The sequence below is a fragment of the Curtobacterium sp. SL109 genome (assembly GCF_026672405.1).
GTDB lineage: Bacteria > Actinomycetota > Actinomycetes > Actinomycetales > Microbacteriaceae > Curtobacterium.
In genome coordinates, this window is sequence record NZ_JAPPRB010000002.1 from 454882 (window position 1) to 478653 (window position 23772).

At 72.6% G+C, this 23772-nt stretch carries 23 protein-coding genes; 14 read left to right on the top strand and 9 right to left on the bottom strand.

Features of this window, described 5'->3' with window-relative positions:
• Positions 1-114 precede the first annotated feature (114 nt).
• Entirely contained in the window at positions 115-945 is an 831-nt protein-coding gene (locus OVA28_RS03525) for an oxidoreductase (RefSeq protein ID WP_268095773.1), read from the bottom strand.
• A gap of 220 nt (positions 946-1165) precedes the next feature.
• On the opposite strand from OVA28_RS03525, the gene OVA28_RS03530 reads away from it, so the two are divergent.
• Entirely contained in the window at positions 1166-4384 is a 3219-nt protein-coding gene (locus tag OVA28_RS03530; RefSeq protein WP_268095774.1) for a hypothetical protein, read from the top strand.
• Between the two features lie 131 nt (positions 4385-4515).
• The gene (locus tag OVA28_RS03535; protein WP_194659502.1) at positions 4516-5421 is read left to right on the top strand and encodes a helix-turn-helix transcriptional regulator; all 906 of its coding nucleotides are present in this window, start codon (positions 4516-4518) and stop codon (positions 5419-5421) included.
• Between the two features lie 227 nt (positions 5422-5648).
• Here the strand turns inward: OVA28_RS03535 and OVA28_RS03540 are convergent, their stop codons facing one another.
• Entirely contained in the window at positions 5649-5855 is a 207-nt protein-coding gene (locus tag OVA28_RS03540) for a hypothetical protein (RefSeq protein WP_268095775.1), read from the bottom strand.
• A 35-nt stretch (positions 5856-5890) separates the two neighbouring features.
• Between OVA28_RS03540 and OVA28_RS03545 the strand changes: the two genes are divergently transcribed.
• Both OVA28_RS03545 and OVA28_RS03550 read left to right on the top strand, forming a co-directional pair.
• Positions 5891-6610: a methyltransferase domain-containing protein gene (locus OVA28_RS03545; protein WP_268095776.1), complete on the top strand. Its 720-nt coding sequence runs from the start codon at positions 5891-5893 to the stop codon at positions 6608-6610.
• A 219-nt stretch (positions 6611-6829) separates the two neighbouring features.
• Entirely contained in the window at positions 6830-7312 is a 483-nt protein-coding gene (locus OVA28_RS03550) for an FBP domain-containing protein (protein WP_268098147.1), read from the top strand.
• Between the two features lie 57 nt (positions 7313-7369).
• Here the strand turns inward: OVA28_RS03550 and OVA28_RS03555 are convergent, their stop codons facing one another.
• On the bottom strand, positions 7370-8356 hold the full coding sequence (locus OVA28_RS03555) for an aldo/keto reductase (RefSeq protein WP_268095777.1): 987 nt from the start codon (positions 8354-8356) through the stop codon (positions 7370-7372).
• A gap of 128 nt (positions 8357-8484) precedes the next feature.
• On the opposite strand from OVA28_RS03555, the gene OVA28_RS03560 reads away from it, so the two are divergent.
• The 4 genes from OVA28_RS03560 (at position 8485) to OVA28_RS03575 (ending at position 12170) form a co-directional block, all read left to right on the top strand.
• The gene (locus tag OVA28_RS03560; RefSeq protein WP_268095778.1) at positions 8485-9012 is read left to right on the top strand and encodes an acyl-CoA thioesterase; all 528 of its coding nucleotides are present in this window, start codon (positions 8485-8487) and stop codon (positions 9010-9012) included.
• A 162-nt stretch (positions 9013-9174) separates the two neighbouring features.
• Positions 9175-10590 carry an FAD-binding oxidoreductase gene (locus OVA28_RS03565; RefSeq protein WP_268095779.1) on the top strand — a complete coding sequence of 472 codons (1416 nt, stop codon included), beginning with the start codon at positions 9175-9177 and terminating at the stop codon, positions 10588-10590.
• Positions 10591-10632: 42 nt separating this feature from the next.
• Complete coding sequence (locus tag OVA28_RS03570; protein ID WP_442780758.1) at positions 10633-11226, top strand: YdeI/OmpD-associated family protein; 594 nt, start codon at positions 10633-10635, stop codon at positions 11224-11226.
• 65 nt (positions 11227-11291) lie between these two features.
• Positions 11292-12170 (top strand): aldo/keto reductase, encoded by an 879-nt coding sequence (locus tag OVA28_RS03575; RefSeq protein ID WP_071269498.1) that lies wholly within the window; start codon positions 11292-11294, stop codon positions 12168-12170.
• Between the two features lie 101 nt (positions 12171-12271).
• Here OVA28_RS03575 and OVA28_RS03580 read toward each other — a convergent pair whose 3' ends face one another.
• The gene (locus OVA28_RS03580; protein WP_268095781.1) at positions 12272-13003 is read right to left on the bottom strand and encodes an SDR family oxidoreductase; all 732 of its coding nucleotides are present in this window, start codon (positions 13001-13003) and stop codon (positions 12272-12274) included.
• 90 nt (positions 13004-13093) lie between these two features.
• Here OVA28_RS03580 and OVA28_RS03585 point away from each other — a divergent pair, with 90 nt between their 5' ends.
• The 3 genes from OVA28_RS03585 to OVA28_RS03595 all read left to right on the top strand — a co-directional run bounded on the left by OVA28_RS03585 (position 13094) and on the right by OVA28_RS03595 (position 15605).
• Positions 13094-13663 carry a TetR/AcrR family transcriptional regulator gene (locus tag OVA28_RS03585; protein WP_268095782.1) on the top strand — a complete coding sequence of 190 codons (570 nt, stop codon included), beginning with the start codon at positions 13094-13096 and terminating at the stop codon, positions 13661-13663.
• A gap of 40 nt (positions 13664-13703) precedes the next feature.
• Positions 13704-14684, top strand: a complete 981-nt coding sequence (locus OVA28_RS03590; RefSeq protein WP_268095783.1) for an aldo/keto reductase — start codon at positions 13704-13706, stop codon at positions 14682-14684.
• A 141-nt stretch (positions 14685-14825) separates the two neighbouring features.
• Complete coding sequence (locus tag OVA28_RS03595; RefSeq protein ID WP_268095784.1) at positions 14826-15605, top strand: SGNH/GDSL hydrolase family protein; 780 nt, start codon at positions 14826-14828, stop codon at positions 15603-15605.
• A gap of 85 nt (positions 15606-15690) precedes the next feature.
• Here the strand turns inward: OVA28_RS03595 and OVA28_RS03600 are convergent, their stop codons facing one another.
• Positions 15691-16176: a DUF4126 family protein gene (locus tag OVA28_RS03600; RefSeq protein ID WP_194659513.1), complete on the bottom strand. Its 486-nt coding sequence runs from the start codon at positions 16174-16176 to the stop codon at positions 15691-15693.
• A gap of 136 nt (positions 16177-16312) precedes the next feature.
• Between OVA28_RS03600 and OVA28_RS03605 the strand changes: the two genes are divergently transcribed.
• Positions 16313-16879 carry a hypothetical protein gene (locus OVA28_RS03605; protein WP_194659514.1) on the top strand — a complete coding sequence of 189 codons (567 nt, stop codon included), beginning with the start codon at positions 16313-16315 and terminating at the stop codon, positions 16877-16879.
• A gap of 29 nt (positions 16880-16908) precedes the next feature.
• Positions 16909-17697, top strand: a complete 789-nt coding sequence (locus OVA28_RS03610) for an SDR family NAD(P)-dependent oxidoreductase (RefSeq protein WP_268095785.1) — start codon at positions 16909-16911, stop codon at positions 17695-17697.
• Here OVA28_RS03610 and OVA28_RS03615 read toward each other — a convergent pair.
• From OVA28_RS03615 to OVA28_RS03625, 3 genes are read right to left on the bottom strand one after another with little or no spacing between them, the layout of a single operon-like run.
• Positions 17679-18308, bottom strand: a complete 630-nt coding sequence (locus tag OVA28_RS03615) for a hypothetical protein (RefSeq protein WP_268095786.1) — start codon at positions 18306-18308, stop codon at positions 17679-17681. The two genes, OVA28_RS03610 and OVA28_RS03615, sit on opposite strands and share 19 nt — an antisense overlap.
• Entirely contained in the window at positions 18305-19162 is an 858-nt protein-coding gene (locus tag OVA28_RS03620) for an endonuclease/exonuclease/phosphatase family protein (protein ID WP_268095787.1), read from the bottom strand. The genes OVA28_RS03615 and OVA28_RS03620 overlap by 4 nt, the downstream gene beginning before the upstream one ends.
• The gene (locus tag OVA28_RS03625; RefSeq protein ID WP_268095788.1) at positions 19159-19959 is read right to left on the bottom strand and encodes a glycosyltransferase family 2 protein; all 801 of its coding nucleotides are present in this window, start codon (positions 19957-19959) and stop codon (positions 19159-19161) included. Before OVA28_RS03625 ends, OVA28_RS03620 begins: the two co-directional genes overlap by 4 nt.
• Before the next feature lie 116 nt (positions 19960-20075).
• Between OVA28_RS03625 and glgX the strand changes: the two genes are divergently transcribed.
• Positions 20076-22094 carry a glycogen debranching protein GlgX gene (gene glgX, locus OVA28_RS03630; RefSeq protein WP_268095789.1) on the top strand — a complete coding sequence of 673 codons (2019 nt, stop codon included), beginning with the start codon at positions 20076-20078 and terminating at the stop codon, positions 22092-22094.
• A 204-nt stretch (positions 22095-22298) separates the two neighbouring features.
• Here glgX and OVA28_RS03635 read toward each other — a convergent pair whose 3' ends face one another.
• Positions 22299-23669 carry a fibronectin type III domain-containing protein gene (locus tag OVA28_RS03635; RefSeq protein ID WP_268095790.1) on the bottom strand — a complete coding sequence of 457 codons (1371 nt, stop codon included), beginning with the start codon at positions 23667-23669 and terminating at the stop codon, positions 22299-22301.
• Between the last annotated feature and the right edge of the window lie 103 nt (positions 23670-23772).

Consider the following 23772-nt stretch of genomic DNA (forward strand, 5'->3'; position numbering starts at 1 on the left):
CGGTCACGGCCGACCCGCCGCTGGCGCGTCGGTCCGGAACCGGCCGGCGTGGCCCCAGATGCGGCGCCGCCACGAGCCTCCCGTCCGGCAGATGGGACCTGAGCAGCCGGGCCGCTAGAAGTCGGTGCTCCGGCTGACCGACTCCCACGCGTCGACCTCGGCGCGCAGCGCGTCCAGCGCGGCGCGGAAGCCGTCCGACGCGTCGTTGCCGAGGAGCAGCATGAACGGCGTCTGGTCGGCCTCGACCGCGGTGATGAGCGCCTGCGCGGCCTTCGCCGGGTCACCCGCCTGCGTGCCGTGCGCGGTGTCGTGCTCGATCCGGCGCTTGCCGGCGGTGTCGGCGTAGGCCTCGATCGGCGTGGCGGACTGCGTCAGCGACCGGCCCGCGAAGTCCGTGCGGAACCCGCCGGGTTCGACGACCATGACGTCGATGCCGAGCGGCGCGAGCTCCTTGCGGAGCGAGAGCGACAGGGCCTCGAGCGCGGCCTTGACCGCTGAGTAGTACCCGGAGCCCTCGGGCGAGATGCGGGCGCCGATCGACGAGATGTTGACGATCGTGCCCGTCCCGCGGGCACGCATCCCGGGCAGCACGGCGCGGATCAGCCCCGTCGGGCCGTGGACGTGGGTGTCGAAGAGGGTCTGGACGGCCTCGGGCTCGCCCTCCTCGACGGCGGCGCGGTAGCCGTAGCCGGCGTTGTTCACGAGCACGTCGACGCGGCCGAAGCGCTCCTCGGCGGCGGCGACCGCGGCCGTGACGGCAGCGGGGTCGGTGACGTCGAGCGCCAGGGCGAGTGCGCGGTCGGGGGCGGTGTCGGCGATGTCCTGCACGCGGGAGGCGTCACGCGCGGTGACGACGACGTTGCCGCCCGCAGCGAGGACGGCCTCGGCGAACGCGCGTCCGAGCCCGGTGGAGCAGCCGGTGATGAACCAGGTGGTGTCGGTCATGGCTCCATGCAACGCCCCTCGTCCGGTGTGTGCTGTGCGATCCCGCGGGACCGTGCCCGTCCGCAGCCCCGTCCAGACGGTCGTCTGCGTTCTGCGGCTGACCGACACCTGCTGTGTTTCCCGGCCGTCAATGGTTCGTTACGAGACCGTTTCCGACCGCGAGCAGACCCGCAGCTGGCTCCAAGCTTCCTCATGAGAAACCCTTCACACGAGGAGCCCCTTGTCCAGAACCCCTTCCCGGAGTCGACTCGCTGCACTGGCGATCACCGCCACGTTGACTCCCGCCCTCGCCCTGACCGCAGTCCCTGCGTTCGCGGCACCGACCCCTGACCCCGTCGTCGCCTCCGGCAGCGACTGGGACGTCACGACCGCTCCTGGCGGGTACCTCGTGTCCCTCGACCTCGACGCACCCCTGCCGATGGTCGACGACGCCCCCACGCTCGTCGTGGACGGCGAGCCGATCGGCCTCGCCACCGAGTCGGCGGACGGGAAGACCCTCCAGGTCCTCACCGCCGACCCGTCCGTCGCCAGGGCGACGGACGTCACCAAGGCCTGGTCGAGCGGCGACGCCGACAAGGCGACCGAGACGACGTCGGTCCCGGTCACCCCGCCCGTGCCGGAGAACCGCACCCTCAAGCGGCAGATGAAGTCGCTCGCGACGGCCGAGGCCGTGGAGGACCCGTCGGCACCCGGCGCCTACACGGTGACGGAGGCCGAGTACGACTTCGGCGACCAGGCGGTCCCGCTCGCGGCGATCGGCGGCATCCGCGGTGAACTCACCGGGAAGATGTACCTGACCAGTGCCGCCGGGGAGCGGCCGACCGTCGTGCTCCTGCACGGACGGCACACCTCCTGCTCCGGCACCGGCGCGAACCCGCTGCGCTGGCCGTGCGGTCCGACGCAGATGAACGTCCGCTCGTACCTCGGCTACGAGGGCACCGCGCGTGCGCTCGCCACCCGCGGCTACAACGTGGTGTCCATCGCCGCGAACGCCGTGAACTCGAACGACAACCAGCTCGCGCTCGACTACGGTGCCGAGGCCCGCGGTCAGCTCATCCTGGACACGCTGGGGATGCTCGGCAAGGCCGACGCCGGGACGCCCGTGTCCTACGACGACGTCACCACGGCGACCACCGCGAACCCGAGCACGACGACGACACGCACCCTCGACGACGCGCTCGTCCGCGCCACGACCCGCGCCGACCAGCCCGCCGCCGACGCTGGTGTCACCGCCGCCTCGCTCAAGGGTCGCTTCGACCTGACGCACGTCGGCATCATGGGCCACTCCCGCGGCGGTGAGGGCGTGGTCTCGGCCGCGACCCTCAACCAGGCGCTCCCGAAGCCGTACGGCATCGAGGCGGTCCTGCCGCTCGCGCCGGTCGACTTCGGCCGCATGACGCTGCCGGACGTCCCGACCGCCGTGTTCCTGCCCTACTGCGACGGCGACGTGTCGAACCAGCAGGGGCAGCACTTCATCGACGACTCCCGGCACGCCTTCGGTGACGAGGTCCTCCGGTCCGCGGTGTGGGTGATGGGCGCGAACCACAACTTCTTCAACACGGTGTGGACGCCCGGTCTGTACCCGGCCGCCACGGGCGACGACTGGAACGTCAACGACACCACGTCGACGTGTGCCACCACCAGTTCGACCCGCCTGACCGCTGCGCAGGAGTACCAGGTCGGTGTCAGCTACATGACCGGCTTCTTCCGCCTGACCATGGGCGGCGAGACCCAGTTCCAGCCCATGTTCGACGGATCGGTCAAGCCCACCACGACCGCGACGCCGTTCGCCGACGTCCGGACGATGGCCGCGCAGCCCACCTCGAAGACGCAGCTCGTGACCGACTTCGCCTCGTCGAGCTCCCTCACCCGCACCGTCGGCAGTGCGACCGCCGCGGTCTGCACCAACCTGACCGGTCGCACGCTGCCCCAGTCGAACCCGTTCTGCGCCACCACGAAGGGGTCGGCACAGGTCCCGCACTGGACGCCCGGTTCCTTCGCGCCGAACGTGCCGACGTACCCGACCACCCGGTTCCTCTGGACCGGAGCGTCGACCACCGACCCCGCGGCCCCGAGCACCGGTGAACTCCGCGTCTCGGTCCCCGCGTCCGCACGCAACGTCTCCGGCAGCAGCCAGCTGACGGTGAAGACCGCCCCCGACGAGGCCGTGCCCACCGGTACCGACTTCCGGATCACGGTCCTCGACGGCTCCGGCGGCAGCTGGTCCACCGCCGCCTCGGCGGTCAACCCGCTCGCCGTCAACCGGATGCCCGGTGGCACGAACACGACGCTGAACAAGATCGTCCTGCAGCAGCTGACGATCCCCACGGCGTCGATGACCGGGCTCGACCTCACCGACGTCCGCGAAGTCCGCTTCACCGCGGGCGTCGGCGCCGACGGCACCGGGACGGGCGGGGTCTACCTGTCCGACCTGGCGTTCGACACCCCGAGCGTCGGCACCGCCGTCGCCCAGACGCGCACCACGGTCAACGTCGCCCCCACCGCGGTGGAGGAGGGCGCCGGCCCCGGCACCGCCGACGTCGCCGTCTCGCTGTCGCGTGCCGACTCCCGTCCGGTCACCGCGTACGTCAGCGTCCTCGGATCGGCGACCGGCACGGTCGGCGTCGGCATGGAGCGCGTGACCTTCGCACCGGGCGAGACCTGCCGTGCGGTCACCGTGCCGACGGCCGGCAACACGGTCGCCTCGGCGACGCCCAGCTCCGCCCTGAAGGTGAGCGTCACGAACACCAGCAACGCCGTCATGGGCGCGTCCGCGTTCACCACCCTGACCGTCCGCGAGGACGACGGCGTCACGGCGCCGGCGAAGGCGATCGCGCCGGTCGGGAAGCAGGGCGACGTCTGCGCCGAGCGGACCGCCGCGGCCACCCCGGTGGCGCTCGGCACCTCCGTCACGAAGGTGACGTCGGGCACGACGGGCACGACGGTCCTGCTCACGGGCACGGGCTTCCGTCAGGGCGAAGGCGTCACGTTCCGCTCCGGCACGACGGTCATCGACACGGCCGTCGCCGGGTCGAGCGGCGCGGTCGCCGGGACCCTGCAGGTCCCGGCCGACGCCGACCTCGGTGCGATCACCGTGTCCGCCGTCGGCGCTGGTTCCGGCCGGGAGGCCCGGGCCACCATCACGGTCGTCGCACCCACGCCGAAGCTCGCCCTGAAGGCGGGCAGCAGTGCGACCGTCTCCGGGTCGTGGCAGGTCGGCCGGACCATCACCGCGAAGCCCGGGACGTGGAACGCGAGCGGGGTCACCTTCAGCTACGCGTGGTCGCGTGACGGGAAGGCCATCGCCGGGGCGACGAAGTCGACCTACACGACGACGTCGAAGGACGTCGGCCTGCGACTGACGGTCACCGTCACCGCCAAGAAGGCCGGCTACACCAACGGCACCACGACCGCACTGTCGGGGCGCCTGCACAAGTAGCCACACACTGGTCGACGGGAGCGGGTGATCGAGAGGTCACCCGCTCTCGTCGTGTCGGCCAGGTGCCCCTGAGCGGCCAGGTACGACCAGTGCCTGTCTCGCTCTCGGGACCAGGACGTAGCCTGGGCCGCATGGGTATCGACGTGCGCGGGGAGATCCGCGACTTCCTGTCCACGCGGCGGGCTCGGATCTCGCCAGAGCAGGCGGGCATGCCGTCGTTCGGCGGTGGGGTCCGTCGGGTGCCCGGGCTGCGGCGGCACGAGGTCGCGATGCTCGCGGGCGTCAGCGTGGACTACTACACGCGGCTCGAGCGCGGCACGTTGAAGGGCGTCTCCGACAGCGTGCTCGAGGGGCTGGCGCGGGCACTGCAGCTCGACGAGGACGAGCGCACCCACCTGTGGGACCTCGCCCGGCTCGCGAACTCCGGCGTGAAGACCATGCACAAGACCATGCCGACCCGGATCCGTCCCGGCGTGCAACGACTCCTCGACGCCATCACCGGAGCGCCGGCGTGGGTGCGGAACGAGCGCGGGGACGTCCTCGCGGCGAACGAGCTCGGCCGTGCCCTGTACGCGCCGATGTTCGCCGGACCCGGTCGCCCGGTGAACACCGCCCGCTTCACGTTCCTCGACCCCGCCGCGCGGACGTTCTTCGTCGACTGGTCCCAGACCGCGCGGGACTCCGTCGCGATCCTGCGCGCCGCGGCCGTCGCCAACCCGTGCGAGCCCGGGCTCGTGACGCTCGTCGGGGAGCTCTCCACCCGCAGCGAGGAGTTCCGCTCCTGGTGGGCCGAGCACGACGTCCGCCTGCACCGCACCGGCAAGAAGCGGATCAGCCACCCGGTCGTGGGCGCACTCGACCTGGACTACGAGGCGCTCGACCTGGTCGCTGACCAGGGCCTGACGATGTTCACGTACAGCGCCGAGCCCGGGTCGGAGTCCGAGCGCTCGCTCGCGCTCCTCGGGACATGGGCGGCGACGGAGCGCGCGGAGCAGCTCGCCGCGGCCCGGGCCACGGAGTCCGAGTCGGTCGACTGAGCAGTCCGCGCCGCCCGGTGCTGTCCCGGCCGCCCCGCGCGCGGTTCCGGCCGCCGGGCGTACGGTTCCGGCAGGCACGGGCGTGGTTCCGGCCGGCTCCGCACAACCGGGATCGGCTCGCGCCACGGAGTTCGGCGGCGCGAGCCGATCCCGGTTGTGCGGCGTCCGGCACCGGCGTCCGGTCCCGGTCCGCGCGCGCGGTTCCGACGGGCCGCGCGGGCGTCCGGTCAGATGGCGGTCGGGTCCTCGTCGCCGGCATCGAGCACGGCGGCTCGGAGCTGCTCGATGCGCAACTCCCGTTCCTGCGCGGACAGCCGGAGCACGCGGATCGCCGCGACGGACAGCACGATGAGCGCGATCACGAGCACGACGACGGCGAGCACGAGCAGGCCGTAGAGGACGAAGACGAAGCTGAAACCCGAGGCGGCGACCATGTGCCGACCCTAGTGGTCGCCGTAGGCTGAGCCGCGTGACCAGGCGCGCGGACGGAACGGCGGGCACCGCCGACCAGGACAGCACCGGCGTGGACAGCACCCGGTGGCGCCGCCCGGAACCCGCCTTCGCCCGGGCGCTCAAGGTCGCACTCGGGGACGCCCGCTCGGTGCTGCACGTCGGTCCCGGTGCCGTGTCGTACGAGCCGCACGACCGGGACGTCACCACGCTGGAGCCGGCGTCCGGCGCCCTGCCCTTCCCCGATGACACGTTCGACGCTGCGATGACCGCGTTCACCATCCCCCGATGGGAGGACCTGGAGCGTGGACTGGCCGAGATGCGGCGCGTGACGCGTGGCCCGGTCGTCGTGCTGACGCGGGACCCCGCCCGGATCCAGGACTCCTGGCTCGCCGAGTACGCCCCCGAGGTGACGGCCGCCGACGCCCGCCGCCACCCGGCCCTCGACCGCCTCGCCGACGCCCTCGGCGGGGACGTCACCACGACCCGCGTGCCGATCCCCTTCACGTGCGTCGACGGGTTCTCCGAGGCCTACTACGGCCGACCCGAGCGGCTGCTCGACCCCGCAGCGCGTCGAGCCGACGACGCCTGGGGGCTCGTCGACGAGATGAGCGCCGCCCGCTCGGTCGCCGCGCTCCGCACCGCGCTCGAGTCCGGCGCCTGGGACGACCGCCACGGCGCGCTCCGCGTCCGCCCGTCCCACGACGGCTCGCTCGTCCTGCTCACCGCGACGCCCTGATGCCTCACGCCCTGACGGCGCGGACCGTCCGTCTTGACACCGCCTCGTAGGCTGGTCCCGTGAGCAACCGTTCCGAGGAGGTCGTCGGCGTCCACGCCGGCATCAGGGCCTGACGCCCCGGGTCACGTCGTCGACGTGGCCCCAGTCGTCGTCCCCTCCCAGAACACCCGCCCGGTGCGGCGCACGAGCGCCCCGGGTGGCACCACAGAACGGCTCACCATGCTGCCCATCAGCGAGAAGACCATCCGCGCGTCCTTCGTCAACGCCTCCCGCAGGGAGACGAGTGACCTGACGCTGCCCGCCGACTTCGCGACCCTGGACTGGGACGCGCTCGACTTCCTCGGGTGGCGCGACCCGAAGAGCTCTCGTCGCGCGTCCGTCGTCGTGCCGACCCTCGAAGGCGACCTGATCGGCGTGCTGCTCCGGCAGGCCGAGGCCTCACCGCGATCCCGGGCCCAGTGCTCGTGGTGCCAGGACGTCCGGCTGCCGAACGACGTGGTGTTCTACAGCGCCAAGCGGTCCGGCCCGGCCGGGCGCAACGGCAACACCGTCGGGACGCTCGTGTGCCAGGACTTCCAGTGCTCGGCGAACGTCCTGAAGACCCCGCCGCTGGCCTACGAGGGCTTCGACGTCGACGCCGCCCGGCTCCGCCGGATCGAGGACCTGCAGCTCCGCGCGGCCGGTTTCGCCACCGACGTGTGACGGACAGGAGGCTCGTCCGTGTCCGGTGGGGAGCCTCCTGTCCGCCGTCGGGTTGCGTCAGCGGTCGATGCTCGACATGTCGGGGTAGCGGTCACCGGTCGGGGCGGGCAGCGCCGAGAGGCGCTCGACCTGCTCCGCACTCAGGGTGAGGTCAGCCGCGGCGACGTTCTCCTCGAGGCGGGAGACGCGCTTCGTGCCGGGGATCGGCACGACGTCGTCGCCCTGGGCGAGCAGCCACGCGAGGGCGACCTGGGCAGGGGTGCCGCCGACCTCGTCCGCGACGTGCTTGACCTCGTCGACGATGCGCATGTTCGTCTCGAAGGCCTCCTGCTGGAAGCGGGGGTTCGCCGAGCGGAAGTCGTCGGCGTCGAGGTCCGAGGGCTTCGTGATCGTGCCGGTGAGGAACCCGCGGCCGAGCGGCGAGTAGGGGACCAGGCCGATGCCGAGCTCGCGGAGGGTGTCGAGCACGTCGCCCTCGGGGTCGCGCGTCCAGAGGGAGTACTCGCTCTGGAGGGCCGTGATCTGGTGGACGGCGTTCGCCTTGCGGATCGTCGCGGCGCTCGCCTCGGAGAGCCCGATGTGGCGGATCTTGCCCTCCTGGACGAACTCGGCGAGCTGGCCGATGACGTCCTCGATCGGGACCGCCGGGTCGACGCGGTGCTGGTAGTAGAGGTCGATGTGGTCGGTGCCGAGGCGGCGGAGCGAGCCCTCGAGGGCCTCCCGCACGGACTCCGGCGCGGAGCTGATGCCGCGGCCGCGGGCGGGGGTGGTCTCCCCGGCCTCGTGGGTGATGAGGCCGAACTTCGTCGCGATGACGACGTCGTCGCGGCGGTCGGCGAGGGCCCGGCGGAGGAGCTCCTCGTTCGTGTAGGGGCCGTACGCCTCGGCGGTGTCGAAGAGCGTCACACCGAGGTCGATCGCGCGGTGGATGGTGCGGACCGACTCGTCGTCGTCCGTGCCGGCGCCGGTGTAGAAGGCGCTCATCCCCATCGTTCCGAGGCCGATCGGGCCGACCTCGAGGTCACTGAGCTTGCGTGTCTGCATGTCTCCCGGTCTACTCCGCGCACCCGGGTTGGAGGGAGGCACCGGTCGTACCCGTCACGAGCGGCCCCGCATCGTGTGGTTCCTCCAAGGGACGGGGACCGGCACGACCGACCTGGTCTGATCAGGGGGTGAACCTGTACTTCCGTCTGCTGCTCCTGCACCTCCGCACCCGGCGAGCGCGGCGGCGGTCGCTGTGGGACGAGGCGCGGACCCCGTTCCGGGTGACCCTGACCGACCTCGACCCGCTCCGGCACATGAACAACGCAAGGTACCTGGCGCTGCTCGACCTCGGGCGGCTCGACCTGATGATCCGGTCAGGGTTCTGGGGCGACCTCACCCGACGGGGCTGGTACCCGGTGGTGGCTGCACAGACGATCACGTACAAGCGGTCGCTGACGCTCGGGCAGCGGTTCGACCTGGTCACGCGGGTGCTCGGCGTGGACGAGCGCGCCACGTACATCGAGCAGACCTTCGTCCGGCGCGGGACCGTCGTCGCCCGAGCGGTCGTGCAGGCCCGGTTCCTCCGGACCGCCGGGGGCAGCGTGGCATCCGCCGAGCTGCTCGACGCCGTCGGGGGCGCTCCCTCCGACCGGGCGCTGCCGGAGTGGGTCCGCGCCTGGGCCGACGCCGTCCGGATCAGCTCCACCGCGGGGTAGACAGGTCCCGTGACGGAACCATCGGGGAGCACGACCACACGCAGGGGACTCATCGCCGGGGGTGTGGGACTCGGCATCGCCGGGGTCCTGGCCGCCTGCAGCGGAGGGTCCCCGGCACCGAGACCGTCCGGCACGACGACCTCGGGAGCGAGTGGCACGCCGGTGCCCAGCACGAGCGCGAGCGCCCCGCCGACGGGCTCCGGTCCGGACAGCTGGGACGCCCTGGCCGCGGCGACCACGGGGGCGGTGCTGCGGTCGGGCGCCCGGGGATGGAACGCGGCACGCGTGCTCGAGAACCCCCGGTACGACGACGCCGACCCGCAGGGCATCCTCCGGGTGGCGAACGCCGACGACGTCGTCGCCGGGCTCGCCTTCGCCCGGAACACCCGCACGCCGGTCGCACTCCGCGCCGGCGGGCACTCGTACACGGGCTGGTCGGCCGGCGGCGCTGCCGGCACGGACGTCCCACGATCGCTCGTGATCAGCACCGCGGGGCTCGACGACGTCGAGGTGTCGGGGGAGTCCGTGACGATCGGCCCCGGCGCGCAGCTCGCCGACGTCTACGCCGCCCTGGCGGAGGCCGGTCGGGCGATCGGCTCGGGGTCCTGCCCCACCGTCGGCATCGGCGGCCTGACGCTCGGCGGGGGTGTCGGCGTGCTCGTCCGCTCGTTCGGCCTGACCTCGGACCAGCTCACCGGCGCCACGATCGTCACGGCTGACGGTGCCGTGCACGAGGTCTCGTCGTCCCGGGAACCGGACCTGTTCTGGGCCTGCCGCGGTGGGGGCGGCGGGACGGCGGGCGTCGTGACGAGCCTGACGTTCCGGACCCAGCCCGCGCCTCCCGTCCTGCTCTTCAGCATCTCCTTCCCCTGGTCGGCCGCCGCTGCGGTGGTGCGCGCGTGGCAGGACTGGGCGCCGACGGCGGACCGGCAGCTGTGGTCGACGCTGAAGCTCCTGGGCGGCGCACGGCACACCGGTGGCCCTTCCGTCACGGTGACCGGCGTGTGGACCGGTGCGAAGTCCGGCGCCGACGCCTCGGTCGACGGCTTCATCGCCGCGACCGGTGCGACGCCGACCCGGCACACCGCGGATGAACTGACGTACGGCCAGGCGATGCAGCAGCTCGCCGGCAAGCCGGTGCGGGTGTCCGAGGCGGCGACGTCCTCGATCGGCACGACGGCACTGACGGACGCGCAGGTCGCGGTCCTCGTGCAGCAGGCCGAGCGGTCCGGATCGGTCGCCGGCATGACGGAGGGCGGGGTGTCCCTCGACGCCCTCGGCGGTGTCGTGGCGGACGTCGGCCGGACCGACACCCCCTTCCCGTGGCGCTCGGCGCTGTACACGGTGCAGTACACGGCCGTGTTCGCGAACGGCGCGGACCCGGCACCGTTCGACCAGTACGTGCGCGGCTTCCGCGCCGCGATGCGCCCGGCATGGGGTGACGCTGCGTACGCGAACTACTGCGACGCGGCGATCACGGACCCGTCGGCGTACTTCGACGTGAACACCTCGCGGCTGCACCGCATCGCCGAGCAGGCCGACCCGGACGGGGTGTTCGCGCAGCCGCACTGGGTGTGAGACGCGCGCTGGGTCTGACCCAGCGGCACGCCCCGTCCTACGATGACCGGCATGGACATCGAGCCGTTCGTCGTCGCCGACACCGCGGCCTGGCGCGCCTGGCTCGACGAGCACGAGGACGACTCCGACGGCGTCTGGCTCGCCCTCGCCAAGAAGGGCACGACGGAGCCCACGACCCTGACGTACGCGCAGGCCCTCGACGAGGCGCTCTGCTCCGGCTGGATCGACGGGCAGAAGCGCAGCAACGACGCGGCGACCTTCCTGCAGCGGTTCACGCCGCGGCGGAAGGCCTCGCTGTGGTCGGAGCGGAACATCGGCCTGGTGGCGACGCTCGTCGCGCAGGGGCGGATGCGGGAGCGCGGGCAGGCCGAGATCGACCGCGCGAAGACCGACGGCCGGTGGGACCGTGCCTACGCCGGGTCGGCGACCGCCACGGTGCCCGACGACCTCACCGCCGCGCTCGACGCCGCACCCGCTGCCGCCGCCCTCTTCGCCGAGCTCGACGCCACGAACCGGTACGCCGTGCTGCACCGCGTCATGACCGCGCCCAACCCCGCGACCCGCGCGGCCCGGCTGGCCAAGCTCGTCGCCATGCTCGACCGCGGCGAGACGCCGTACCCGCGCCCGACACGCTGACGTCGGGGGACAGGACGTCGCCGGTTGCTCACCGTGCGTTCGCGGAGACGGCGTACACCGGAGTGATGACGAACAGCGACACCACGACACGTCCGGCCGACGCCTCCGGCACCTTCCGCATCGGTGGCGACCTCGAGGTCAACCGCCTCGGCTACGGCACCATGCAGCTCACCGGCCCCGGGGTCTGGGGACCGCCGAAGGACCACGACGAGGCGATCCGCGTCCTCAAGCGCGCCGTCGAGCTCGGCGTGAACTTCTTCGACACCGCCGACTCCTACGGCCCCTACGTCGCCGAGGAGCTCCTCAAGGAGGCCCTGCACCCGTACGGCGACGACGTCGTCATCGCGACCAAGGCCGGCCTGACCCGCACCGGCCCGAACGAGTGGCCGCCGGTGGGCCGCCCGGAGTACCTGCGTCAGGAAGCCGAGATGAGCCTCCGCCGCCTCGGTCTGGAGCGCATCGACCTGTTCCAGCTGCACCGCATCGACCCGAAGGTCCCGCTCGAGGACCAGATCGGTGAGCTGAAGAAGCTGCAGGACGAGGGCAAGGTCCGCCACATCGGCCTGTCCGAGGTCTCCGTCGACGAGGTCAAAGCCGCGCAGGAGATCGCGACGATCGTCTCGGTGCAGAACCTCTACAACCTCACCGACCGGTCCTCCGAGGCGCTGCTCGACTGGTCCGAGGAGCAGGGCATCGGCTTCATCCCGTGGTTCCCGCTCGCGACCGGTGGCCTGACCGGCGAGGACTCCCCGCTGACCGAGCTCGCCGAACGCAAGCAGGCCACGCCCGCACAGGTCGCCCTGGCGTGGCTGCTCAAGCGCTCCCCGGTGATGCTGCCGATCCCCGGCACGTCGAGCGTCGCGCACCTCGAGGACAACCTCGCCGGTGCCACGGTCGAGCTCACCGACGACGAGTTCCAGGAGCTCGCCGGCCTGCACGAGTGACATGACCGGGATCCGCTGAGGACAGCGGATCCCGGATCCAGCGTTGACGGATCCGGTCGACGATCCCGCGGGATCGCCGACCGGATCCGTCATGTCGTCGGTCAGGAGGCGATGGCCGCCATGGCCTGTGCGGTCGCGGCGCCGAGGTCCTCCGCCGGGCGGCTCAGCAGCCCCTTCACCATCCGGGTGTCGTCGTCGGCGAGCACCTCGTACGCCCCGGTCACCGCGCCGTCGAGCGACTGCGCCACCACGCTCGACGGGCTGACCTTCGGGACGTCGAAGCGGGCGCCCATCGCCGTGTCGATCATGCCGACGAGCACGCCCGTGACGGTGGTGCCCTGGCCGGCCAGCTCGGTCCGCAGGCCGTTCGTCGCGGACCACGCTGCCGCCTTCGACGCCGCGTACACGGTGGGGAGCGGGATCCAGGCTGCGGCGGAGAGCACGTTCACCACGGCACCGCCGCCGTTCGCCGCGAGCACGGGCGCGAACGCCCCGGAGACGCGCATCGTGCCGAAGACGTTCGTCTCGAACACCGACCGGAGGACGTCGTCGTGCGCGGCCGCGATGGACGTGTCCGACGCCGGGGCGATCGCCGCGTTGTTGACGAGCAGGTCCACGTCGGTCGCGGTCCGCGCCGCGGCGGCGATCGACTCCCCGTCGGTCAGGTCGAGCACGAGCGGCACCACGCGCTCGTCGTCCCACTGCCGCGGGGACCGTGCGGTGGCGTAGACCTTCGTCGCGCCGCGTTCCAGGGCCTGGCGGACGAACTCCTCGCCGAGGCCTCCGTTCGCTCCGGTCACGAGCACGGTCCGGCCGTCGAGTCGCTCAGTCATGGTCACTCCTGTAGGTTGGTTGCGGAAGCGGGGATGCTCCCCGGATCATTATGTGGGGATAGTCCCCACTTGAGTCAAGTGAGGTGTGCCGTGACGTCGACGACCGCGAAGCCCCTGCGCGCCGATGCCCGCCGGAACCGCGAGGCGATCACCGCGGCGGCACGACAGGTCTTCGAGACCGACGGCATCCTCGCCCCGATCGACGGCATCGCCACCGCGGCTGGGGTCGGCAACGCGACGTTGTACCGGAACTTCCCGACCAGGGACGACCTGCTCGCCGCCGTGATGGACGACAGCGTCCACGCGGTCCTCGACGAGTCGCGCGAGCTCGAGTCGCTGCCGGCCGACGACGCCCTGCACGAGTGGATGGCCCGCGTCACCTGGCAGCTCCGCATCTGGCAGAACCTGCCGACCTGCATCGCCAGCGCCATCGGGGACGACGAGTCGCCCGTGCAGGACGTCTGCGCCCGACTGACAGCGCGCACGGACGTGTTCCTGCAGCGCGCACGGACGCAGGGCAGCGCGACGGACACGGCGAGCGCCGAGGACGTCTTCGAGCTGCTCACCACGCTGTCCTGGGGCGTCGACCGCTTCGGCGACGACCAGGAGCAGGCCAGACGCCGGGTGCGCCTGGCGACCGCCGGCCTGTTCAGCCGCTGACCGCACGAGCACCCCGGCACCGACGACTAGCGTCGGACCCATGCAGCGACGCACCCTCGGCCGTACCGGCCGCGAAGTCTCCTCCATCGGTCTCGGCACCTGGCAGTTCGGCGGTGACTGGGGTCCCGTCGCCGACGAGGACGCCTTCGCCGTGATGGACGCCTCCGCCGAGGCCGACGTCACCCTGTTCGACACCGCCGACGTGTACGGCGACGGCACGAGCGAAGCCCTGATCGGCCGCTGGCTGCAGGCGAACCCCGGCTCGGGCGTCACCGTCACGACGAAGATGGGCCGTCGCGCCGAGCAGACGCCCGACAACTACGTCGCGGCGAACTTCCGCACCTGGGTCGACCGGTCGCGGACGAACCTGCAGCAGGACACGCTCGACCTGGTGCAGCTGCACTGCCCGCCGACCGCGGTGTTCTCCGACGACGCCGTGTACGACGCCCTCGACGCGCTGGTCGCCGACGGCGCGATCGCCGCCTACGGCGTCAGCGTCGAGACCGCCGACCAGGCGCTCACCGCGATCGCCCGGCCGAACGTCGCGAGCGTCCAGATCATCCTCAACGCGTTCCGGTTGAAGCCGCTGGACGCGGTCCTGCCCGCCGCCCGGGAGGCCGGGGTCGCCATCCTGGCGCGCGTCCCGCTGGCATCGGGGCTGCTCTCCGGCAAGTACACGACGGACACCGAGTTCGCCCCGGAGGACCACCGCACCTACAACCGCCACGGCGAGGCCTTCGACCAGGGCGAGACCTTCAGCGGGGTCCCCTTCGAGGACGGCGTCCGCGCGGCGCAGGAGTTCGCCGCTGCCCTGCCCGATGGCGTCTCCGTGCCGCAGGCCGCGCTCGCGTGGATCATCGCGCAGGACGGTGTCACGGCTGCGATCCCCGGTGCTCGCAACGCCGAGCAGGCCCGCTCGAACGCCCAGGCGGGGTCCCTCGACACCCCGGCCGACCTCGACGCCACCGTGCGTGACCTGTACGACCGCTGGTTCCGCGCGACGGTGCACGAGCGCTGGTGACCCCCGGCGGTCTGGAGCACCTCCCAGCCACTGCTCGGAGGTGCTTCAGGAACCGTCGCCCCTTCCCATCGATCCCACGGCGTGCAGCGCCCGGCCCGGTCCTACGGTGATCCCACACCCTCCGACCGATCGGGAACCACCATGCGCGTGCGCCACGTCCTCGTCACCGCTGCGCTGGCCGCTGCCCTGGTCGCCGTGCCCACGGCCCTCGTCGTCGCGCACCCGGCGGTCGCCGCGTACGGGTCGACCGCCGACGTGACCGGTCCGCAGGCCGCCCGGGTGGTGGCCGCGCGGGTCGCCGAGCTCCGGCGCACCCCGGACCAGGTGCTCACCGGAGCGCTCGGAGCCGCGGACGGCCGAGCGGTGCCCTTCGCCTACGCCGGCGACTCGATCACCGCACGGCCCGGGTCGTGGCTCCGCGACCTCGCCGCCACACCCGCCGCGCAGGCGGTCGTCCGTGCCGTCGGCGGCTACGCCCACAGCGGGTACCGCTCGGACCAGGTGCTCGCCCGTATGCCCGTCGTGCACGGCGAGGACGTCCTGGTCGTCGAGCTGGGCACGAACGACGTGAACCAGCACGTGCCGACCACGACGACGCTGCGGGACGTCGGCCGCCTGGTGGCGCGGGTCGCAGCGCCGCACGTGCTCCTGGTCGCGGCACCGCCCTCGGACCACACGACGAGCCTGTGGGGTGTCGACCGTCGTGCGGGCAACGCCGCGTTCGACCGAGCCCTGGTCGTCGACGCACACCGTCACGGGTGGAACGAGGCCGACCCCTTCGCCGCAGACCGCGAGCGTGACGACTCCTGGGTCCCCGGGACCTCCACGGACGGCATCCACCCGACGACCGCGGCGAACCACGCGATCGCCGGCCGCTTCGCCGCGGCCATCACGGCCGCCGCGCACACTGCGCGCGCCTGAGCGGGGCACTGGACGGACCCTGGGACGCAACAGGAGGCCCGGTGCACGTGGTGCGCCGAGCCTCCTGGTGCGTCATGCGGTCGCGTCAGCGCGAGGTGAGCACCTTCGACGTGCCGGCGATGACCGCAGCGTCCTCGGCGAGCGCCACCAGCGGGTCGCGCAGGCCGGTCGTCTTGGTGACCGACTTGCGGGCGAGCAGTCCGACGTAGCTGCCGATGATCGCCCCGATCGCACCGAGGATCGCGCCCTCGACCCGGCGGTCGCGCTTGCCGGTCGTGCCGATCGCCATGCCGACGAACGCGCCGGAGGTGGCGCGGCCGATCAGGCCGGTCGCGGCGGTGCGGCTCGGGGTCATCGGGAGCTTGTCACCGATGATCTCGCCGACGGCACCGGCGATGAGCAGGCCGCGTCCGAGCGGCGTGCGGAAGGCGGGCCAGTCCTGCCAGGCGCCGGACAGCTCCTTGCGGTCACGGTTGAGCGCCAGGAGTGCGAGCGGGGTGGCGCTGCGGCCGCCCGACAGGATGCCGAGCAGCAGGGCCTTGGTACCGGTGTGCTTCGTGTTCTTCGCCATGGGGTCTCCTCACAAGATCGTGGTCGACGCTACCCACGGGACCTGGCCGCCGCACCGGGATGTCCACGGTCGGGCGCACGACGTCCGCCGAGCGGCGCGGTGTAGTCATGGGGTCCCCCGAACCGACAGGACCACCGTGACCGACGCCGACCGCATCCGCGCCACCGCTGCCCCGCGCGCGCGAGTGGGTGCCGTGGACGAGGCCGGTCGACTCCGGCTCCTCGGGGCCGCCGTCTCCGGAGCCGCGTTCGCGCTGGTGTTCGTGATGCTCGTGCTGTCCTCGTGGACCGCAGCGACCACGGGCGTGCTGGTGTCCGTCGGCGTGCCAGCCGCGGCGGTCGGCGGGACGCTCGGCGTCGTGCTGCTCCTGCGCTCGTGGCGCATCGAGGGCGGCTACGAACGGGCGAGTGCGGTGCAGCGCTGGATCTCCGACGGTCGGGTGCCGATCGACGTCCCCGCGACGGAGTGGGTGCCGCTGCTGCACGGGCAGGCGGACCGGCAGGTCGCCGGGTGGGGCAAGATCCTGACCGCCGTGCTCTGGTTCGCGATGTCGTGGTCGATGCGGGACCAGCACGGCTGGGTCATCACGCTGCTGCTCTGCGGACTGTGGACCGGGCTCGGGCTGTGGAGCGCCGTCGTCGTCATCCCGCGCGCCCGGGCAGCCGCTGCGATCCTGCGTCGGGGTGTCTCGACGCCCGAGTGAAGCGCCCGCCCGACGTGTAGGCAGGGTGCATGGCCTCCCAGAAGCAGCCCTTCCGTGCCCGCCGCGCCCTCGTCACCGGAGCGAGCGGGGGCATCGGCGAAGCGCTCGCCGTCGGACTCGCCCGAGGCGGCAGCGACCTCGTCCTGGTGGCGCGGTCGGCCGACAAGCTCGAGGCGGTCGCCGCCCGGGTCCGCCGTGACCACGGGGTCCGCGCGGAGGTCCTCGTCGCGGACCTGTCCACCGACGCCGGCGTCGACCACGTCATCACGTCCCTGGCCGGCAGCCGGGTGGACATCGTCGTCGCCAACGCCGGCCTCGGGTCCCACGGTGACTTCGCCGACGACTCCGAGGAGCGGAACCGCACCCAGATCGCGCTGAACATCACTGCGGTCACCCGGCTCGTGCACGCGTTCCTGCCGGGGATGCTCGCGCGCGGGGTCGGTGGCGTGATGACGGTCGCCTCCACCGCGGCGTTCCAGCCGACCCCGGGCATGGGCGTCTACGGCGCGACGAAGGCGTTCGTGCTCTCCCTGACCGAGGCGATCTGGCAGGAGACCCGCGGCCGTGGGGTCCGCGTGCTCGCCCTCTGCCCGGGGCCGACCGAGACGGGGTTCTTCGACGCCGCGGGGAGCTCGTCGCTCGAGGGCGGACGGCAGACCGCCGAGCAGGTCGCCGCCGTGGGGCTCCGGGCCTTCGCGCGGGCGGGCGGTCCGACCGTGGTGTCGGGCCTCGGCAACACGGTGATCGCGAGTGCGCACCGGTTCGTGCCGCGCGGGATGATGGCCCGGATGTCGGCGCTCTACACCGCGGGGGACTGACGCCAGGACCGGACGGGCGGCTCGACGATCCGCCGGTCCGACGCGCACCAGCGGGCGACGATGCCGACGACCACGGCGCCACCCCCGTCGGCGAGCAGGTCCCCGATCGTGTCGTCGTACCCGACGAAGATCGTGGAGTCGAGGTAGTTGTGGCCGACCCACTCGAACATCTCCCACACGGCGCCGATCGCCAGGCCGATCGTGCCGCAGACGGCGACCGCGACGACGATGCGCATGCGCGTGGCGTCGGGCAGGATCCCGAGGTCGGACGCGATCACGACCACGAGCACGGCGAGCGCACCGACGAGCAGGAAGTGGATGAGCTTGTCCCAGCCGGGGACGGTCGTGTACCACTCCAGGGCGCTGCTCCACCCGGCGACCAGGGCGAGCAGGCACAGCGCGACGTCGAAGCCCGGCCGGAGCCCGAGGATCCGCGGGACGACCACGCCGAAGAGCGTCAGGGACATCACCGCGAAGGCGATGGGTCCCCAGCCGATCGTCGCGAGCGGGATGCTGAGGAGGGTCAGGACCCGCAGGACGTCGGCGACCCACTCGGTGCCGCGGGGGCGTCGGAGGAAGGTCGGTCCTGCGGTGCGGACGATGCTCGTCACGGGGTCTCCCATCGGATGACGGCGTGCACGGGGGTGTGGTCGGACGGCCAGACGCCATCGGGTCGACGGGTCGACACGGCCACGCGCTCGACGACGGCACGGGCGGCGGGGTGGTCTCGGGTGACCAGGACGCGGTCCAGGCGGGGGCCACCCGGTCGCGGGTCCCGGTAGTGGGCGTAGGTGCCGACGCTCGCGGGTCGGTCCCGTTCGGGCACGCGGTCCCAGGTGTCGTCGAGCCCCTCGGCAGCGAGGACCCTGGCGGCCGGTGAGCGCTCCCCGGCGTTCCAGTCGGCGAGCACCACGGCGGGCAGGCCGGACTCCCGCACGAGTGCGCCGACGAGCCGGGCGGACCGGACCTGCGCCAGCGGCGAGAACGGGTCGACGTGGGTGGCGAGCGCGACGAAGTGGACGCCGGTGACCTGGTCCTCGAGCTCGACGAGCACCGCGATGCGGGGGAAGGGCGCACCCCAGGCACGGCTGCCGACCCGGGAGCGGTCGGGCCCGAGGGCGACGGTGGTCGTGGCGCCCACGTGGAGCCGGTCGGTGTCGACGACGACCCCGACGTGCTCGCCGCCTGTCGTGCCGTCGGCCCCGTCCCGATCGGCGACCACCGCCGTCCACCGCGGCCCCATGGCGGCGGTGAGGTGCTGCACCTGGGTGGGCACGGCCTCCTGGACGGCCAGCAGGTGGGGTGCTTCGGACCAGACCAGCGCTGCGACGGCCGGGGCTCGCCGTGTCCACGTGTCGGGGTGCGTGGCGCGGAGGTGCGGCATCGGGCGGCGCACGTTGAAGGTCATGCAGTGCAGGGCCGGCGCGGCGACGGGGCCCACGGCCGGGGCGTCGTCGCGCGTCACGGCTGCTGGACCGACGCCGGATCGGCCTGCTGGACGGGTGCCCGGTCGGCCTGCCGGACCACGCGGACCGGACGTGTGCCGACGAGCACGCGGCGCATGATGCGGGCCGGGGTGAACGCCCGCATCCCGGAGACGCGCATGGTCCGCGCGGCCTTGCGGGTCCGGACGACCAGGCCCCACGGGTCCTGCACGGGCGAGCTGGACACCGAGGCGACGAGACCGAGGTCGAGGACGGTGCGCCAGGTGGGGTCGAACTGGATCGAGAGGTCGATGTCGTCGTGCACCATCGGGTCGACGTGCACCCGGTGCCGGATCGCCAGCCACGCGGAGCGCCGCATCAGCATGTTCGAGCCGAACAGCGGCGGACGGCCGAGCGCAGCGGTCATCAGCGTGAAGTACGCCCCCATGTACGCGACCTGCCACACGGTCCTGGCCACGGGGCCGAGGTCCCGGAACCGACCGGGTCCGGTGACCGCCGTGACGAGCGGGTCGGCGAACCACGCGGCGCCTCGGGCGATCCAGTCGCGGGGGAGCACCGAGTCCGAGTCGACCCGGGCGATGACCTCGCTGGACGCGGCGTCGTAGCCCCGGCTGGCGGCGGAGGCGATGCCACGGACGGGCTCGTGCAGCACGACGGCCCCGGCGGCACGCGCGACCTCGGCGCTGTCGTCCGAGCTGCCGTTGTCCACGACGATGACCTCGGTCGGGGGCACCGTCTGCGCGGCGAGGGAGGCCAGGCAGGCCCGGAGTTGGTCGGCGTCGTCGAGCACCGGGATGACGACGGTGACGGAACGCATGTCCCCCAGCCAACCAAGACCGGGCTGAGCGCTGGTCCTGTCGTGGATGGCCGTTCGGCGCGCCGGGGTACGACGACGGGCCTCGGACACAGCACCGCGTCGGTAGAACTGGGAGCATGACCACTTCTTCGCGCACACCGCTCGGCGTGACCCTCGTCGACGGCGGCGCCAACGTCGCCCTGTTCTCCAGCACCGCGGAGCGGGTCGAGTTCTGCCGCTTCGACGAGGACGGCACCGAACACCGCACCGAGCTGACGCAGCGCACGGGCTACACGTTCCACGACATCGTGCCGGACGTCGCCGTCGGCACCCGCTACGGCTTCCGCGTGCACGGCGCGTGGGACCCGGCGAACGGCCTGCGCCACAACGGCGCCAAGCTGCTGCTCGACCCCTACGCCACCGCGATCGACGGCGAGTACGAGTGGGGCCAGGCGCTCTTCGGGCACGACATGAACGAGCCCGAGCAGATCGACGAGACCGACTCGGCCTCCGCGATGCCGCGCTCGATCGTCGCCGACCGCTCCTTCGACTGGCAGGGCGACACCCGCCTGGGCACCGACCTGGCCGACACCGTCTTCTACGAGGTACACGTCAAGGGCTTCACGAAGCAGCACCCCGACGTGCCCGAGGAGATCCGCGGCACCTACGCCGGCATGGCGCACCCGGCCGCGATCAAGCACCTCGTCGACCTCGGGGTCACGGCCGTCGAGCTGCTCCCCACGCACCAGTTCGTCCAGGACTCGACGCTCGTCGACAAGGGCCTGCGCAACTACTGGGGCTACAACTCCATCGGCTTCTTCGCGCCGCACAACGAGTACTCGTCCACGGGCACGTCCGGCCAGCAGGTCGTCGAGTTCAAGGAGATGGTCAAGGCCCTGCACGCCGCGGGGCTCGAGGTCATCATGGACGTCGTCTACAACCACACCGCCGAAGGCAACCACATGGGCCCGACGCTGTCCTTCAAGGGCATCGACAACGCGTCGTACTACCGGCTCGTGGAGGGTGACGAGGCGAACTACTTCGACACCACCGGCACCGGCAACTCGCTCAACGTCGGCCACCCGACCGCGCTCGGCCTGATCATGGACTCGCTGCGCTACTGGGTCGAGGAGATGCACGTCGACGGCTTCCGCTTCGACCTCGCGACGACCCTGACCCGCCAGGACGGCGAGGCCGAGAAGCACTCCGCGTTCCTCGACATCATCCACCAGGACCCGGTGCTCCGCGAGGTCAAGATGATCGCCGAGCCGTGGGACACCGCCGGCTACCAGGTGGGTGGCTTCCCGGCCGACTGGTCCGAGTGGAACGGCAAGTACCGCGACGACCTGCGCGCGTTCTGGCGCGGCGACGAGGGAGCACTCGGCGACGCCGTGCAGCGCGTCCTCGGCAGCCCCGACGTGTACGAGGGCTCGCGCCGGTCGCCGCTCTGCTCGGTCGACTTTGTGACCGCCCATGACGGTTTCACGCTCGCGGACCTGACGATGTACGCCGAGAAGCACAACGAAGCGAACGGCGAGGACAACAACGACGGCGAGAGCGACAACACGTCGTTCAACGGCGGCATCGAGGGCCCGACGGACGACGGCGCGGTGAACGACTACCGCGACCGCCAGCGTCGCAACTTCCTCGGCACGCTGATGCTCTCGGCCGGTGTCCCGATGATCCTCGGCGGCGACGAGATCGCCCGGTCGCAGGGCGGCAACAACAACGCCTACTGCCAGGACGACGAGATCTCGTGGTTCGACTGGGCCGCGGTCGACCAGGACCTGCTCGCCTTCACCACGTCGGCGATCGCGTTCCGCCAGCAGCACGAGGCGCTCCGCCCCGAGTGGTACCGCACCGCGCCGGGTCACTCCGCGTCCACCGTCTCCGTGCTCCGCGCGGACAACGCGGGCTTCGAGGACGGCGACTGGGCCGACGGCGGCAACCGCGCCGTGATGCTCGTGCTCGAGCAGGGCGACGACTCGGTCGCCGTGCTGCTGAACGCGTCCGAGACCACGGTCGAGTTCACGCTGCCGGAGAAGCCGGGCGGCGGGACCTGGTCGCTGGGGCTCTCGAGCGACCCCGAGCAGCAGCTCGACGGCGACGCCACCACGCTGCTGGTGCGCGACGCGTCGTTCACCGCACTCGCCTGAGCCAGAGCGGTCTGCGCCAGCACGGACTGACCGGCGGCGGGCCGGGAGCACTCCCGGCCCGCCGCCGTGCGGCCGCCCCGCGTCGGGGCCCGAACCCGACGCGTGGCGGCTGCGCAGATGCACTGACGGACAGACGGGAGGCTCCCCACCAGCTGGTGGGGAGCCTCCCGTTCGCATGTGGCCCGTTGCAGGCCGCCAGCTGCCCTAGATGACGAGCAGGCGCGTGAACTGCGCCGTGGAGACCTGCTGGGCGGCTCCGCCGGCGGCGGGGACGCGCCACAGGCCAGCCGACGGTGCACGGTCGACGTCGATGAACACGTCACCGGCCTCGGTGGCCACACCCACGTGCGACCCGCGCGACCCCGCGGTGATGCCGGACACGGGGATGGTCTGCTGCGTCCCGTCGCGACCGACGACGAGCTCCGTGGCGAGCGAGCGGTCGATGTCGCACGTGCCGGAGAGCTCGTCGGCCTGGGTGCACCACCCGGCGGACCGCAGCAGTCGGAGCGACGTCGAGTTCGTCGCGCCGTACTCGAACGCGTCGCTGGTGGTCAGGCGCGTCAGGGCGCTCTCGCCAGCGCGGACCTCGACCCAGGGGTACTGCCCGTCGCGGCCGTCCTGGGACAGGGTCAGGTAAAGGTTCCCGGAGTCGTCGGACTGCAGCCCACCGACGACCGGGTACACACCGCCGTAGCTGAAGGCCCGGACCGTGAGCACGCCTGTCGCGCTGCGCTGGGCGATGCGGGCCTCGAACGGGCTGTTGTTGTACGCCGTCACGATCCCGTTCCGTGACACGACCCAGGCGTGCTTGCCGTACTGCACGGTGCCGAAGTCCGCGACGACCCGCGGGGCAGCCCCGTCGATCGGGAGCATCGTCACCGAGCCGGACACCGAGTCCGCCCAGTACAGGTTGCCGGCGACGTCGGACCGGAGGTCAGCGGTCAGGTGCAGGCCCGTCGCGACCGTGCGAGCGGCGCCACCGCCGGCCGGGTACATGAGGATCGAGGTCAGGTCGGCCGAGGGCACGAACACGTCCCCGCGGTCGTCGGCGGTGTAGCCCGCGCCGTTCGTCGCGACCGTGGTGCCGGTGGTCGTGCTCCCGGTGGTCGTGCTCCCGGTGCCGAACCGGACGACGCTGCCCTGGGCGTCCAGCGCGAACAGCGCCTGGGGCGTGGGTGCGGCGGACGTCGCGGTGTACTTGACGCTGACGGCCGGGCCGGTCTGCTTCGCGGCAACGGCGCGGACGGCGAACGTGTACGTGGTGCCGGTGCGCAGGGCGCCGAAGTGGTCCCAGCGGGCGGTGGCGGGCAGGCGGTCGACGCCGCCGTTCGGCTGGCTCTCGGCGGGCGTCACGGTGACGGTGTAGCCCGTGACGCGGGGGCCGGAGCGCGGCGCACCCCAGGTGACGTCGGCGTCCCCCTCGGACCCCGTGACACGGACGGACGTCGGCGCACTCAGCGTCGACGACGCCGGGGCAGCGTGCGCCGGGAGCGCACCCCCGACGACGAGTGCAGCCGCGGCTGCGATGGTGAGCATGCTCTTGAACACGACGATCCCCTCAACGTGCTGCGGCACCGGTGCCGCTGCTGCGCACAGCAGAGCAGATCCCGTGCCGCGCCAGGGGCCAGTAGCGAGTATTGCGGTACGCGTACGGGAAACCGCACCGGACCAGCCGTCG